This is a genomic window from Ruegeria sp. CL5 (assembly GCF_056536485.1).
Genome location: NZ_JBQFPS010000018.1, coordinates 1 through 14,346, shown reverse-complemented (window position 1 = coordinate 14,346; position 14,346 = coordinate 1). Strand labels below are relative to the sequence as shown.

Annotated in this window: 18 protein-coding genes and 1 pseudogene; 5 read left to right on the top strand and 14 right to left on the bottom strand. The window is 54.6% G+C overall.

Annotated elements, in window-relative coordinates; translation table 11 throughout:
* Positions 1–9 precede the first annotated feature (9 nt).
* From ACR0IU_RS21135 to ACR0IU_RS21080, 12 genes are all read right to left on the bottom strand, one after another.
* A complete protein-coding gene (locus ACR0IU_RS21135) occupies positions 10–1,065 on the bottom strand; it encodes a TrbL/VirB6 family protein (RefSeq protein WP_152460680.1) in 1,056 nt (351 codons plus the stop codon).
* Positions 1,062–1,562 carry a hypothetical protein gene (locus tag ACR0IU_RS21130; RefSeq protein ID WP_152460681.1) on the bottom strand — a complete coding sequence of 167 codons (501 nt, stop codon included), beginning with the start codon at positions 1,560–1,562 and terminating at the stop codon, positions 1,062–1,064. The genes ACR0IU_RS21135 and ACR0IU_RS21130 overlap by 4 nt, the downstream gene beginning before the upstream one ends.
* Positions 1,559–2,305, bottom strand: a complete 747-nt coding sequence (locus tag ACR0IU_RS21125; RefSeq protein WP_480717639.1) for a type IV secretion system protein — start codon at positions 2,303–2,305, stop codon at positions 1,559–1,561. The genes ACR0IU_RS21130 and ACR0IU_RS21125 overlap by 4 nt, the downstream gene beginning before the upstream one ends.
* Positions 2,305–2,442: a hypothetical protein gene (locus tag ACR0IU_RS21120; protein WP_170417970.1), complete on the bottom strand. Its 138-nt coding sequence runs from the start codon at positions 2,440–2,442 to the stop codon at positions 2,305–2,307. The genes ACR0IU_RS21125 and ACR0IU_RS21120 overlap by 1 nt, the downstream gene beginning before the upstream one ends.
* The gene (locus ACR0IU_RS21115) at positions 2,439–4,805 is read right to left on the bottom strand and encodes a VirB4 family type IV secretion/conjugal transfer ATPase (RefSeq protein ID WP_480717638.1); all 2,367 of its coding nucleotides are present in this window, start codon (positions 4,803–4,805) and stop codon (positions 2,439–2,441) included. The genes ACR0IU_RS21120 and ACR0IU_RS21115 overlap by 4 nt, the downstream gene beginning before the upstream one ends.
* Positions 4,798–5,076 (bottom strand): VirB3 family type IV secretion system protein, encoded by a 279-nt coding sequence (locus tag ACR0IU_RS21110; RefSeq protein WP_152460684.1) that lies wholly within the window; start codon positions 5,074–5,076, stop codon positions 4,798–4,800. Before ACR0IU_RS21110 ends, ACR0IU_RS21115 begins: the two co-directional genes overlap by 8 nt.
* A 3-nt stretch (positions 5,077–5,079) precedes the next feature.
* Positions 5,080–5,361, bottom strand: a complete 282-nt coding sequence (locus ACR0IU_RS21105; protein WP_152460685.1) for an HAD family hydrolase — start codon at positions 5,359–5,361, stop codon at positions 5,080–5,082.
* Positions 5,358–6,002 (bottom strand): lytic transglycosylase domain-containing protein, encoded by a 645-nt coding sequence (locus ACR0IU_RS21100; RefSeq protein ID WP_480522656.1) that lies wholly within the window; start codon positions 6,000–6,002, stop codon positions 5,358–5,360. The genes ACR0IU_RS21105 and ACR0IU_RS21100 overlap by 4 nt, the downstream gene beginning before the upstream one ends.
* Positions 5,999–6,424 carry a TSCPD domain-containing protein gene (locus ACR0IU_RS21095; protein WP_152460687.1) on the bottom strand — a complete coding sequence of 142 codons (426 nt, stop codon included), beginning with the start codon at positions 6,422–6,424 and terminating at the stop codon, positions 5,999–6,001. The genes ACR0IU_RS21100 and ACR0IU_RS21095 overlap by 4 nt, the downstream gene beginning before the upstream one ends.
* Entirely contained in the window at positions 6,421–7,053 is a 633-nt protein-coding gene (locus ACR0IU_RS21090) for a hypothetical protein (protein WP_480522658.1), read from the bottom strand. The genes ACR0IU_RS21095 and ACR0IU_RS21090 overlap by 4 nt, the downstream gene beginning before the upstream one ends.
* Before the next feature lie 467 nt (positions 7,054–7,520).
* Complete coding sequence (locus ACR0IU_RS21085) at positions 7,521–7,934, bottom strand: thermonuclease family protein (protein WP_170474371.1); 414 nt, start codon at positions 7,932–7,934, stop codon at positions 7,521–7,523.
* Positions 7,935–7,982: 48 nt separating this feature from the next.
* On the bottom strand, positions 7,983–8,339 hold the full coding sequence (locus ACR0IU_RS21080) for a hypothetical protein (RefSeq protein WP_170474374.1): 357 nt from the start codon (positions 8,337–8,339) through the stop codon (positions 7,983–7,985).
* Between the two features lie 155 nt (positions 8,340–8,494).
* On the opposite strand from ACR0IU_RS21080, the gene ACR0IU_RS21075 reads away from it, so the two are divergent.
* The 3 genes from ACR0IU_RS21075 (at position 8,495) to ACR0IU_RS21065 (ending at position 12,014) form a co-directional block, all read left to right on the top strand.
* Positions 8,495–9,217, top strand: a complete 723-nt coding sequence (locus ACR0IU_RS21075; RefSeq protein WP_480717637.1) for a hypothetical protein — start codon at positions 8,495–8,497, stop codon at positions 9,215–9,217.
* A 366-nt stretch (positions 9,218–9,583) separates the two neighbouring features.
* Positions 9,584–10,852, top strand: a complete 1,269-nt coding sequence (locus ACR0IU_RS21070; RefSeq protein ID WP_170474380.1) for a helix-turn-helix domain-containing protein — start codon at positions 9,584–9,586, stop codon at positions 10,850–10,852.
* Between the two features lie 208 nt (positions 10,853–11,060).
* Entirely contained in the window at positions 11,061–12,014 is a 954-nt protein-coding gene (locus tag ACR0IU_RS21065; RefSeq protein WP_170474383.1) for an autoinducer binding domain-containing protein, read from the top strand.
* Positions 12,015–12,498: 484 nt separating this feature from the next.
* Here ACR0IU_RS21065 and ACR0IU_RS21060 read toward each other — a convergent pair whose 3' ends face one another.
* On the bottom strand, positions 12,499–13,134 hold the full coding sequence (locus tag ACR0IU_RS21060; protein ID WP_170474386.1) for a cation diffusion facilitator family transporter: 636 nt from the start codon (positions 13,132–13,134) through the stop codon (positions 12,499–12,501).
* A gap of 73 nt (positions 13,135–13,207) precedes the next feature.
* Between ACR0IU_RS21060 and ACR0IU_RS21055 the strand changes: the two genes are divergently transcribed.
* Positions 13,208–13,624, top strand: a complete 417-nt coding sequence (locus ACR0IU_RS21055; protein ID WP_170474389.1) for a MerR family transcriptional regulator — start codon at positions 13,208–13,210, stop codon at positions 13,622–13,624.
* Here ACR0IU_RS21055 and ACR0IU_RS21050 read toward each other — a convergent pair.
* Positions 13,562–13,912: a hypothetical protein gene (locus tag ACR0IU_RS21050; RefSeq protein WP_170474391.1), complete on the bottom strand. Its 351-nt coding sequence runs from the start codon at positions 13,910–13,912 to the stop codon at positions 13,562–13,564. The two genes, ACR0IU_RS21055 and ACR0IU_RS21050, sit on opposite strands and share 63 nt — an antisense overlap.
* Before the next feature lie 227 nt (positions 13,913–14,139).
* On the opposite strand from ACR0IU_RS21050, the pseudogene ACR0IU_RS21045 reads away from it, so the two are divergent.
* Positions 14,140–14,247: pseudogene (locus tag ACR0IU_RS21045) on the top strand (helix-turn-helix domain-containing protein); the annotation flags it as partial.
* Positions 14,248–14,346 lie beyond the last annotated feature (99 nt).

Sequence of the window (14,346 nt, the reverse complement as noted above, 5' to 3'; positions counted from 1 at the left end):
TACCTCGATTTATGAAGATTTATTGGCGCGAGCTTGTCGAATGCTCTGCCGGTAACGGTCAGCGGCGTAGCTCTGACGAGCTGCCCCATCCTGATTTCGGGCTCTGTGCGCTATGTCCCGACGCGCTTGCATTGCGCGAGACGCGCTGTCACGAACGCCAGTCCCGTCACGTGCTGCGGAAGCCATAGCAGCGGCAGTTTTCCCACCGGCTACTGCACCCCTTGCGCCGTCGCTTGCAGTGCCCAATGCACTTCTTGCGGCTGCTGCAGCACCAGTTGCCACGGCAAGACCCGAGGATGCCGAAACGATTGCACCCGACATCCCGCCCGCGAGCGACGGGATCTGCGTGAGCATCACGATTGAAACAATGCAGATCGCCAAAAACCGGCCACTGGCCTCCATATTGTTCACATCCTCAACAGCGGTCAGTTCGGAGCTGAAAAGGGCCTGAATAAGAGAAACGATGCCTGTCAGAACGACGATGACCATGATCAGGCCAACAGTCGTTTTCGCCCAGGCTGCGAAGATATTGGCTGTTGCCGAGCTGAGCAGCGTTGCGATGAAAACAGGCGCTAGACCCAGCAGGACCGCTAGACCGCCTTTTGCGATCAGCGCCATGCCGGTGCCAAAAGCAACGATGACAGCCCCAACAACCCAGAGAATAGCCCCGGTGATGCTCAGACCCCAGGTTGCGTTTTCAATAGCCTGCTGGCCCATCAAGAAACACTGAAGCGCAATGTCATCGAGTGCTTCCCAGACATTTGTTGTGCCGGTCAGTTCTCCGGCAATCGTGTCTGGGAGGCTCGAAATGCCCTGATAAATGGGTTGAAAGAAGCTCCAGCTAGAAGCCATACCAATGATGATCGTCGCCCGAATGATCCAGCCGACATAGCCACCAAACCCGATTTCTCGGATTTGAAGCACACCGTTGATCAGCATTGCCACGAAGATCAGCGCGGCTATTGCCCAGAGGGCGGATGCTAGATCCGCCGCCAGGCTGTTGTATGCTTGCTGCGAGAAGTTATTTAGCGCAGCCTCAATCGAGCTGACGAAATCTTGGATCACGGCCCACAAGCCTCCTCAATTGCAGGGCGCAGAGCTTCCAGACGGGTCCGTTGCTCTTTTTTCAGCGCGGCAAGATTGTCGGACGGTTGGGTCCAAAACTCGTCTTGGTCAGCTCCGACCTTTTGGGCGGCGTCCTCACGGCTTAAACCGCCCAGCGGACATTCGGTGCTGAAGGTCTCGCCAGATTTGCGCAGAATGCATTGCTCGATGGTGGCCTCGTGCGCAGCGATGACCTGTTCATTCAGGATCACCACCGACCAGTTGGTCACAAGAGGCTGCTTGTCTGCGGATTGGCCCGCTTCGGCCATGCGCGCTTGATCGTTTTTGACGAATTGACGACCGTACTCACGCGCACCCGAGTACCCAAGGCACTTACGATATTCACCGAACGGCATATCGACCTTGGGTGATGGGCGCAGCTTCACCTGTGCCGATGCAGCCCCCGACATAACGGCGGCGGCTGCAATGGTCAGGATGAGAGTTGAGCGGAGTTTCATTGTGAGGTTCCTCGTACATAGTTGCTGAGTGTCGAAAGATCGGCAGCGGTTGCAGCCAGATCCGTGCCCGACGCCAGAGCATTAGCCGAGGTTGCGCGTAAGATTTCAATTTCAACCTGAAGGAGTTTAAGGAGAACCGCCGTATTGTAGTCGATTGCATCCTTCAGATCTTCTTGCTGACCGATTTCACCGCGCAGCTTTTCTGCATCTTCGGAGAGCTGACCGGCCATGTCATAGCCATTCTCACCCAAGGCCGATGCCATCAAGCCAGCGCCACCTCGCTCCGAGAGAATGCGCCGGGCTGGCACGTCTGACGTACTGAATTCTTTAAGGATTCCATTGTTCAGCCCCAGGCTGATTGATCGGCGTTCCATCGCGAGTCCGGCGACGCCTGGAAGATCGCCAATCGTATCTTCGGTCGCGTTCAAGGCGTATCCAAGCGTGTCAGCTGCCGTTGCCAGTTTCAGAAAGCTGCGGCTGTTGAACTGGTCCAGATCCGTCAGACCACTGATGGTTTTGAGGGAGTTTTCGAGCAGTGCCCTCTGCTGCTCGAGCTTCTCATATTGTTGCATCAGCTGTTCGTATTGGCGGACCATTTCCGCGACTTCGCGGGCCGAATTGGCTGCGTCCTGTGCAATGGCCGTGGCGTCGATGGTCGGAACACCTTGGGCTGCCGTCATAACTGGCAGGGCGGCCAGAACTGAAACAGCAATGGTTGTGCGGAATTTCTTTGAAATATTCATCAGACAAGCTCCAAGTTTTCAGGGGGGGTCATGCGCTCAAAGTCGCAGGCGCATTTGCTGCGATAGCCCGAATAGGTGCTGGTGCAGGCCGAGACGGCGGCCAGAACAACAAGGGCGATTACAAGGCGGGTTTTCATGTGATTTCCTTCCAGAAGTTGGGGTTTTGTCGCCAGTCAGGATCAGGGAACGATTTCCCGTCTGATCCACTCAGAACACGAAGAAGCGGGCCGAGAGCGCCGACATCGACATCGAGCCAAACACTCTCATCACCTTTCTTCATGAGCATTACGCGGTCGCCAAAGTGCGCCCTCAGCGCACCAAGCTCTGAATCGTTCAAGCCGATTGCCCGGTAATCCGCTTCATTGCCGGATCGAGAGGGGAACAAGAGCTGCGTGCTGGTGTTTTCCAGGATCGACTTACTTGCCGCTGACGACAGGATGTGATCGGGGATCTGCGTCATCATCATCATCATGACGTTCAGCTTCCGATAAGTGGTGTAAGCGTTTTTGAGGATTTTCGCGCCGTAGGGATTGCCAGCAATCACCCAGGCTTCATCAATCACAAAGACAGTGGGCACTCTCGCGGCACAACGGCGTTCGATCTGGCGCATGACGTAGCTGATCCACGCCAACCGGACCAACTCGTCATCCAGAACCTCGGAAATATCGAACACAAGATGCCGATCGTCAGAGGCAAAAGGATCTGTGCCACCCTCGCCAAACATCCAGGACAACCGACCGTCGCCCGCCCATTCACTCGCGCGCTTGAAGAGGTTCTTACCATCATCAAAGGCTCTGAACCGCTCCACCAGTGAATCGAAGTTCTGCAGTTGCGGCGGCAACGTCGCGTTTGCCTGACACGCCTGGGTAATCTCGTCTTTCTGTTCGGCTGTCAGTTTTTCGTCGTAGCTCATCAGAGCTGTAACCCAATTTGCCAGCCAGCTTTGACCGGCCTCATCCGTTTCCGTTTGGAACGGGTTCATGCCAGTGGGTTCGCCCACCCGCACGCGGGTGTACTGTGCGCCGAGCGCCCGCATCGGGGCTTCCATCGCCCGATCTTTATCAAATGCGATGATCCGTGCGCCCTGAGCAACGGCTGTGGTCGCCAAAAGCATCGCAATCACGGTTTTACCCGAACCGTTTGGTCCCAGAACGATTGTGTGGCCGGAGGGCAGATTCTCGGGGTCGTTGCTCGTCTTGGGAAGGTGCAGCGAAACATCGTATCTGTCCCCGTGCGTAGTCGGGAACGTCGCCATCGGCCCCGGCCAAGGAAGCTTTTCAGCTTCCAGCCCTTTGGGCCGCATGTGGAACGCAACCATGTCCGCAAAGTTTTGGTCCGTGATCAGTTCTTCACGGGGGCGGAATGCGAAATTGCCGGGGTGCTGCGCGAAATACACCGCACGGGCCGACATCGCTTCGCGCTTCACTGTGCCACCCGTAATCTGAATTTCACCGACGATGTGCTTTTCGGCGGTTTTCAGATCTTCCTCATTCCCGAACACGCAGATCGACAGGTGGTGCTTGCCGAGTGACATGGTGCCGGAGGCAATGCCGTCCGCCAGAATGGACAAATCCTCTTCGAGAGACTTTGCCTTGTCGCCTGCCGAGCGCATTTGTCCCGACTTGCGGCGTTCCATTTCCTGCGCCTGGGCGCGGCTGATCGGCAGGAAGGATTGCGAAATCACAACGTCAACCGGCAGGTCCAGCCCGTCGAAGATGCCGGGGAACGAAGCCATCGGGTAATTCTTCAGGGAATAGACACGAATGGAGCGTTCCTGATCGTCGCCCGTGACCAGTTTGCCGGTCTTGCCCTGAAACAGCACATCCTCTTGCGGCATGTTGAAGGCGATGGGTTCTGCAATGTTCGTGTGAATGATCGGCTGATACCGACCGTTCAACAGCATTCCATAATAGCCGAGCCAACGCCCCTCGCTGAGCTTCAGCCGGCGCACCCGGCTTTCGCCCAGCGTGCCCGCCAGTGTTGTGAAAACACCGTCGAGCTGTTCGATCATTTCGCGGCGCTCCTCGTCTATCGTTCCAGACGACATGCCGAACATCTGTTTTGCCCGCTCATCCTGCCGCTTTTGCAGAATGGCGCTGATGATGATCTTGCGTTCTTTCAACTCTGCATCGACGGACGCTGAGCGCATGGCCTGCGCCACTGCACCGGCAAAGCCGGTTGGATCTGTGATGACATGACCCGTCTCAGCCGGGACGGTCAGTCGATGAACATAAAAAGCCACCTCATTAGGTGTTGTGCGCAACACACGCTCAAACCGTTCGGCCAGGAACTCGAACTCGTTTTCGTCCAGCGTGTTTGCGTTGATTCCGGTGATTTCTGCAGCGGCGATAAGGCCACCGTTGCGTGTGGAAATGACCTCATCGTCCACGACATAGCCATACGGCAACATCTGAAAGAGGCTCATTTCATCCTTGCGCCAGCTCGGCTCGATCAACGAGCGGGCAAGGGTCCACAAATCCTGTGCAGCAGGCTTAGGCACTATAGTAATCTCCCCCATGATGCTGGCGGTTTTTGGTGCGCGGAGTTTTGGAAAGGGTTACGGAAAGGACGCGGAAGAAAGCCGGTTCCCATTCGTAAAAGAGGCGAAGCCCGGTATAGAAAACAAAACCCGCAATGATTGCTGGTGCTATCCCGAACATGAAGAACGAAAGCATGGTCATCCCGAGGATCACCAGCAGATAGATCACGGGTAAGCCGCCCCATTCTGCGGGGCGGCTCAGGCCGCGAAAGACCGTATTGCGGCGCGGCATCAATCAGCCTCCGATGAATGTATCAGCGAGGCCGATAACAGCGCCGACGACGATAGCGATTACCGGGCCTTTCAGCGAACCCCAGCCGAACACGTAGGCGAGACAGCCCCAGATGAAGCCGACAGCGGCAAGGCTGACGCCAACGACCTTCGAGTCGGCCAGCGTTTCGTTGATGAAATCGCCAATGGCATCTTGCAGCCAGCCAGCGGAGGCGGGCGCTGCTGTGATGATGAACGCAGTGATCGCGAAAAACGCCATCTGCTGGTAGAAGTGGGTTCTTTTCATAGGTCTTTACTCACTTTGCTTAGGATGATCCGCACGTAGTTGCGGGTTTCGGTGAAGGGGGGGACGCCGCCATATTCGACGACGCGGTGAGGCCCGGCGTTGTAGGCGGCAAGCGCCAGCTTCCAGGTTCCGAACTCGCGGTACTGCGCCGCCAAATAGCGGGCACCACCGTCGAGATTTTCTGCAGGGTTCTTTGGATTCACGCCCAGGTCTTTTGCCGTTCCGGGCATGAGCTGTGCGAAGCCATAGGCACCCTTGGGCGACAGAGCATCAGCGCGATACCGGCTTTCCTGCCAGACCAGTGCCATGAACAACTCGGCCGGAATGTCATGCCGTTCCGCCGCTGCGTGGATTTCTTTGACGATGCGCTCCTGTGACCAGCCGCCCGAGGATTTGCGAGGCCGCGGTGCCTTGCCCGCAATCTCGATCTTTTCCTGTGGCTTGGCCTTCGGCGCTTCCGGTTTTTCGTCAAGCGTGTACTCACGCATCTTGATTGGGCGAACGACGCCGTTGACGATTTCTGCCCGCGCACCGTTGAGAAACACGCTGCCATCCGGTTCATACTCGATGACCTGGGCGCTTGCGCCGGTCGCCACAAATGCCGTGGAGACGAGCAGAAGGGGCCGCATTGCTGCGATCATTCGGATTTCTCCTTTGCTTGAGTTGGCGAGGAATTGGAGGGGTTCTGTTCGTCGCCGGTCGCGGCCACGTACTCATCAGTCCAGGACGGCGGAATGCTGACAGCATCCACCAACCAGCCTGCGAGACTTGCGTATTCTTCGCCACCAAGGGCCGAAGTCTTGCGAGCGATAGAGCGCGACAGAAACGAAGCTGCTACGCCGTGCTGCAGCAACAGCGAAATCAGAACGCACAGATCATGCAGATGGTATTCGAGGTCGCTGCCAGAGCGAAAACCACCGCTATAGAACACTTCACGGGGTTTGATTGGCGACGCCGGATCATACCCGATGGTGACAAAGGCAGTGTGCCCTTGCGGAGTTTCAACGCGGCGTGTTTCAGCCAGCCGACGATCAGGAAGAACTTTGCGCGCAGGCTTGTTCATGACAAAGCTCCCTGCGCATCAAGTTCCGCTTGTCGGATTTGCATTGCGAAATCCACGTCAAGGCGCAGCTCATCGACCACTTCAAGCGGCATAACGATGTCCAGCCAGACACCTTCGCGGATCAGGTGAACGTGATAGGTGGCGTTTGGGTAAACGAACCAAAGGGCTTCATGCCGGTTCAGAACGTCGCGCGCTGTGTCGGCGTCGATTGTGCCTGACAGGTCGCAACCGAATTTCAGGGTTGCGTATGAGCTGGCATAGTCCGCTCGGCTGCTGCTTTGGATGAGCGCAGCGGCCTTTTCCGGTGAAGCGAAGCGGAACAGCTCTTTCGGACCCAACGCCTTGTTAACGTCCGCGTGCAGCTTCAAGGCTTTGTAGAGCCGATTTGCACGGACATACCCAAGATCATTGAGGACATGGAACATTTCGAGCGCGATCCCGAAAGCCGTGGCGCGGGCATCGCTTTCCAGCCAGTATTCGCGCATTGCGCGCTTGATGGTTGGCCGTTCTCCGGCAAGGTGGCGGATTACGGTGAGAATGTCCTTACGGGCTTGCTCGAAGCTCTGGGCGGCAGGCACCCAGCGCCGATCAATCTTGCTTTCGATAGTGTCGAAGGCCACTGTGATCACCTTTCCGCCTTTCAAAAATAGGTCAGTAGTTTTTACATAATTACTATTATGGGGTTCGGTTTCGGATCATCTGAGCAGCAGGAAATTGGATGCCGGAACACAGCACTGAGCCCTTCGCTAGCTTCGTAGAAAGCCAGCGTTCAGCTCGGATCAATCAGCCGGAAGGTCTGACTGAAATGTCGGGATGTCCCGCTCGCCTCAATCGCCAGACAGCGCTAAGCGGTCGGAGGCGCAGATATGTTGTCCAGGGTCCGCACCCATTGACTCTGGCGCGGTGCTGTCCGATCTAGGATCGGCATCTAGGACTACTGTTTTTACCATAGTACAGTTCTCTCTTGATGTTGGAGGAATGCCCGGATGGATTTGGGGCGTTTCTTGTCCTGTCGATTGTTGGCGCAATCGACAGGACTGCTTATTTCTCAGTGGTTTTGTTCTGTTGTCATTAAATCGTTGTTTGATCCTTTCCTTCAGCCGCACCAGGACCGGCGTTTGCCGCCGGAGTATGGGCGCGCGAGACCCTCGGAAATCAGGATGGACCCGACCTCCTGCCCAGCGACACGCCCAACCGCTAGGAAGCGGTCATGGGCGTCCAGATCTGGTTGGATGACCAGCTCTATCTGGTCCGCCGACTGGATGAGCTCTGTCAGCCTTGCTTTCGCTTCTAATCCCAGAGTCTTTTCCGCAAGGCACTGCGGCCGGTAGGTCTCAGGCGCATCAAACCCAACAAGCCGATACCGGTCGTCACCATGGTCGATTGTGTCACCGTCAACGGCGATCACCTCAGATGCGCTCAGTGTCTCTGTTCGCTTGGTTGGTTCAATCCAAACTGCAGCAATGAACAAAGGCGCGAGCGCAGTGCTGAGAAACAAGAGCCGTTTCATGCGCCCTGTCCCAGTATTTTGAGAAGCCGGGTTCTCGAACGTGACCGATCAGGTTTTAGATTTCGCGTCCAGAGCTTGCGCCGCTTCAAGACCCGCCGGCGTGATTGACTCGATCGTGTAGTCAGATTTGACGCAGAGAATGCGCCCGTCGCCAAATTCCTGGTGATGCTTAAAAAGGCCCGGCCAAAGATCGAACTCCCTGGGCTCAGCACCCGCTCGAGAGATCTTCGACTTGCACAAGGCTCCGACATAGTTCGGAGAGCTATAAATGCAGTGGTACTTAGGTCGTCCAAGGGAAGCGAGTCCGATAAATTCGTAGCGGCATGTAAATGGAACCTGATCTTCTTTCAGGCCCCGGACCATCTCGATGGTTACCACAGTGTATTGTCTCTTGTTGTCCGCCATGACGACCCCCTATGGGCCGTCTTCTACATCCAAAAGTTGTGGACTAAAACACAATCTACGTCAATATAAGAAAACACGCCAATATACTATATTAGATTGTCAGGGGCATATTGGCCGAGTATTGCTTAGGCGATTCACATGCAGGAGAGACCATCTTGAAACACTCAAAATCCGGAAATCGAACTCGCGCGAAGGCCCTTGCAGTTGCACTCGCTGCACTGCCAGCCACGCAGGCTCGTGCCTATCCAATTGACTGCGCCATATTCCTTTGCCTCGCCGGAGGTTGGCCAAATTCGCCTGATTGCGTCGCTGCCAAGGCGGAGTTCATTCGGCGCGTCACACCCTATCCGGTCGAACCTCCGCTCCAACTCTGGCGCTGTCCGATGAACGCGTCAGAAAGCTCCTCAGGCGTGAGTCCTATGGAAAGGTTGGGCGCCATCAAACGCAACAGTGCCAGTCCTATTCCAGAGCTTCCATCTGACGAAACCGCTGAGACCTTAGTGGTAGATGCAGCGATCTCGATGGAAGCGATCCCGTCACTTCACAACCAATACGGTGACGGTCTTCAAGCCACGCCAATCAGCGTCGATCTTTCCTCTTCCGATTTCGACGTTGTGAGGTCCATCAGGGTTTGGGATGTGCGCCACTACAGCTATCGCCGTCGTTCGCGAGAGGGCGACTGCGAGCGTTCGCTTGATCTGGTCGTTGGCAGCTATGACGACAACGTAAGCTTTCAATGGTCCGAGCGCGCTCCTGCCCCAATCCCTCCTTGGCTGCCACTGGGCAATCGCTGTGAACCTCCCAGCTATTTCCGTGGCGTTGGTGTCGAGTGGAACGACATATTCGGGTTCAGCGAATACGAGCTCATCCGATACTGACGTTGTTTTCACAGTGGATGAATGCGTTGCCCCTCAGAAGCCAGTGAACGCGCCAGCCACATTGGCAACCAGGCCTTCTTGGCCAGAGGAACATCCTTATCCCAAAACAAAAAACCCCCGCAAGGCGGGGCCTCAGCGGGGATCTTCCTAAGTCACTTTTGATCACCTGATTTATAGGAAAATCCAAAACTACTGACAAGGATAGACGCATCTGTGCGAACGGTTTTTCTGTGTTTATTCGCTGAGGTTCAACCTGCCTTGCTTCCCCAATGAGAAGCAGACCATGAGACCGTTGAACCATTCCGAACACCCTGCCCCGCGAAGCCGCGATATCGACACTGACCATTGCTAAAGGAAGCCAAAACAATGAGCTTGCGGCAGATCGCATCTACCCGCCACCACGAAAACATACGCTTCCACAACGGTCTTCCCGAGGGCTGGAACCGTGACAGGTTTCGGCAACTCTGTGTGAGCTATGCGCAAATCAGGGGCGCATCGGCCCAGTGTATTCGCACATTGGAGATCATCATCGACATGATCTCGCCCTGCGCGTTTCGAGACCCGTCCCAGGAACCCTTTTGCTACGCGCGCCAGGAAACACTGATTGCCGGACGTGGCGTGACAGATCGAACAATCCATAATCACGAACGTGAGCTAGAAGCCATTGGATTGATTGACCGCAGGCTGGGGGCAAATGGGGGGCGCTGTAAGCGCAAAGGGCTTGGCCTCTTCCTGACCCCTGCCCTGAACCTCATTCCAGAGATGCTCGAAGCGGACGTGCAAAGCAAGTCTGAGAAGAAAGAGCATGACGAGCTGCGCGGGGATCGATCACGGCTTTACCGATATGTGAAACATAGTCTGGCTGTGCTTCTCTTACTCCCCTGCCCTCCTGAAAGCCTGGAAGACATGATGGAGGAGCTTCAATCCTGGCCGCGCGCTGACAAGCTAAAATACCTGTCATTGGATGCCCTCAGATCACATGTTCAGGCGGCTCATGACCTTTGGAAACGGATCGAAGATCATGTCGCAAAACACGCTGGAATTTCGGGTGAACCCGAAGCCTGTTTCGGGTGCCATATACAAGACCAAATTGAAGATAAGATTCTGTCCTGTAACGCCGATGGCGAAATGACAATGTCCTCGGCTGAAGCCTCGGAACCAAATTGTTTTGGCTCCGGGCCTGATGGCCCTGTGCATTGCTTAGAAAGCAATCATCCGACGGATCCGATATCACACAAGCCCCAAAATCTGCCTCGGGTGAACAATCGCATCCTGTATGAACTGGCCTCACCCGAGCTGCGCATGCATATCGATATCGCCAGTGGCGGAGATCAAAATTCCAGCCCGTCGCTCTACGCCATTGAGACCGGCGTTTGGTCGCGATTGTCGGAGATAGGCGCCAATGCCTCGGCTTGGCATACTGCGATTGACCGATTGACCGTGATGGGTGCAATCCTTGCCGGGTTGATCACAGACGCGAGGCTGAACGATCCACGGTTGCCGCCAGTGGTTAATCCGGGCGCATACCTGCGCGGTATGGTGCACGCAGATGAGCGCGGGGAGTTGAACCTGATTTCCAGTTTCATGGGTTTGTTGGCCCGAAGGGCGCGGGAGGATGAGGATGGACTTCACTAGGACACGAGATCGTTGTTCAAACCCTGCCCGTTGGTATGTTGCCAGCTTCGCAAATTCATGCGCCTCATCGGCAAGATTTTGCTCTGTTTCCGCCTCCAGAACAGAACTGTATACAAATCTATGATTGGCTACGGGAATTCCCGAGTGGTTTGTTCAGCTTTAGGTTGCTACTTGGTCGCGAAGGCGACGCGGAACAGGAAGATTATCAATGAAAATCGCGGATATTGGCAATTCTGAACTGGACTTCAGGCAAACTGGGGAGGCGCGCCTTCAGGAGATTTGCCAAAGGTTTGGGTTTGAAAACGCCTCCTACGCCCATATCGACAAACATCATAATGTTGTCCACGGCTGCACCACGTTCTCAGCCGAATGGGTCCGGCACTACGTCGAAAACGACCTAGTTTTGGTCGATCCCCTCATTCGGTTTGGCGCCGCAATGATTGCTCCAATTGACTGGGCTGTATTTGACGACCAGCGTGAACACGCACCGCTGTTTGACGCCGCCAGAAAGTTTGGTGTGGGTCAGCACGGACTATCCATTCCGGTTATCAATCCGTTTGGGGAGCGTGGCGTCTTTACGGTTACCTCCAACCTGCCCCGTTCCGACTGGGACGCCTTGGTCGGGAGCATGCTCCCTGCCCTGCGCCATGAAGCACAGGTTCTGCACCTGCTTGCCCTAGATGTCATTGAAACCGTTTTCAACTTTCCCTCGGATTCCCTGTCCGGCGATGAGCTGGATGTGTTGAAGATGCTTGCGTCGGGTTTGATTCCGTCTGCCATTGCCAGGCAGACAGGGCATTCTTCGCGAATGGTAGAGGCACTGACTGCTTCGATCACCACCAAGCTTAAAAGCCGGACGATTGAACAGGCAGTGGCGCGGGCAGTCAGTACTGGATTTCTTAAGTGGAGCGATTTCTTTGCCGACCCTGTGGCCGAACTGGTCAATATGGAAAGTCAGCGACTATGCGGTGGGATCGTCCGTTGGGGTGGCAGGTCTCACGAGTTTATCGCTTTTGAAGACGGCAGACTGGTTCGGAACGCTGATAGCTTTCAGCCGGTCCAGATCACGGATCTCGTGAGAGAGTTTAACTTGAGTGCAAACGAGGTGGTCGAGGAACTTGCGTGTAACCGTGATCAAAGATTGCGGATTAGGTATCTCTGAATTCGGCAAAAACGCACTGCTTTGTCTTTGAAAAGACCGCAGGCGCAAGTTTCAAATAATTTCACTTACAGATCATATTCTGATCCTAATCTATTTCATGTTATTCATGCATTTGACTTGGCTCATGTCATTGTGCCGTTAATTTCTGGACGCAGACACTTGGCCCGATATTGTATCCTTAAATTTCGGATATCTACTGGCTAGCCGCGGCTTATCTCGAGGGTGCGATCCGCACATCGGAGCAACTTCGCACGGCCCGCATTCACACCGAGTTGTTCGTTTGCTATTTTCGCCGCCGCCAGAAAATCGGGTTTCGTTGTGTTGTCGGATTTTCGTGCTGGCAACACGGTCTTCTAAATTGTGCGATCATCTTTTGCCGGGGCTGGCTAATTGAATGAAAGGTGAACGAGTCAATCAAAACGCTAACGCCTGACAAAACAATATCCTTGCTCTGGCTCAATTTGGCGTCAGTAGTTTCATTCCGCTAGGCGCTAATCTGTTGATGGAGCTTGTTATCACGCCGCTCCGCCAGAGCTTGACGCACGATTTGTACAGATGACGACAAAAACAATCCTGCCATAATCGTCGCAACGATGAGGTCAGGCCATCCTGTGGCTGTGCCCCATACGCCGAGAGCGGCGAACATCACTGCTACGTTCCCGATGGCGTCATTGCGAGAACAAAGCCAGACGGAGCGGACATTCGCGTCTCCATCTTTGTACCTGACGAGCAGAAGAACACTGGCAAGGTTTGTAAGCAGTGCAAGGAACCCCACCACCCCCATGATTTCAGCCTCCGGAACTCCGACGTAGAACACCCGATATACGGTCGACCCGAACACCCATGAACCCATCAGAAAAAGACTGAGGCCTTTGGCTAGGGCAGCATTGGTGCGCGCGCGAATTGAGGCGCCAATGACAGCCAGAGAGATACCGTAGGTCAGGGCATCTCCCAAAAAGTCGAGTGCGTCGGCCTGTAGTGCCTGAGATTTCGCATAGTGCCCTGCGGTCATCTCGACCACGAACATCGTAGCATTAAGGGCAATAACGATCCACAATCGCCTTTTGTAATCATCTGAAACACCGTCAAACTTGGCGTCGTGTCCGCAACATCCTGACATAGGGAGGCCTCTTTGAATCTGTCTTTAGCATAGTGTAGTGTCTCTAGTGACTAGAGGTTCAAGGGGTAATTTGATGTTTTCGATTGGCGACCTGTCCAAGCGCACAAAGGTCAAGATTCCAACTATTCGTTACTATGAGGAAATGGGGTTACTCAGTGCGCCAGAACGTACCGAAGGCAATCAGCGACGGTATGATGCGGCGGGAATGGAACGCCTTAGTTTCATTAAGCACGCGCGTGATCTTGGCTTCTCGCTGGAGGCGATATCTGAACTTATCGAATTGCAAGACCACCCAGATCGCTCGTGCCGAGCCGCAACAAAAATAGCAGTTTCTCAGCTTGCCAATGTCCGGGCCAAGATCAAACGGCTTAGGGCACTTGAAAAAGAGCTGGGTCGGATTTCCAAAGGCTGTGACGGTGACGGAGTGTCAGAAGACTGCTACGTACTGGCTTCCTTGGCTGATCACCAGCTTTGCAATCACGAACACTAACGCGAGAGCAGCATTTGGCACAGACATGGCGAATTGGTGCTGTGTCCGCTTCTTGCCAGTTAATGACCCAAGTAACGAATGGACACTGATCTTTACGTTTTCGCCGCTGAACAGCGGCATCAATCTGTTGACCAGTTCGTCAAGTGAGAGGCGACGCGCCAGGTTGGCGAGTTCGGTCTCACTTTCCGAGCTGATCAGTACCAGGATCAAGAGGTTGCCGAGGTTGTCTGCAAAGCTTGGCGCTTTCACCGTTTCGATTGCTTGCGTTATGCGTGGAACAATGGGCAAGCAAGTGTCGCTTCTAACAGAAGGTTGAAGGTAGTCGAGCTTTCTCCCACTGCGCGCCTTCGTCTTTGAGAAATTGATCCCGTATTTAGATAGAGAGCTAAGAGATCGTGGAATTTACCACAAATTCCTATGAGGGTCATAAATCGTAGCTGGAGTGCGCTATTTCCAATAGCAAAAATTACATAAAATAATGAGTTAACTAATGAGTAGATCATAGCACGGGCGCAGTGTATTCGCGACTCGGCATTGAGTAACGGCGTAGGATTGAGCGCTGGAGGCACGCGAAAATCCCTGTTCGAAAGATAGCACGTGTGTTGAAATGCTCGAAAGCAACTAATGTCTACCCAACGGTTTAGCCGCTAAAAACCTGAACCCAACGGTCAGGGTGTAGTGGGTCCTGTATTCTTAGGAATAGATACCTGGTTTCCTTCCAC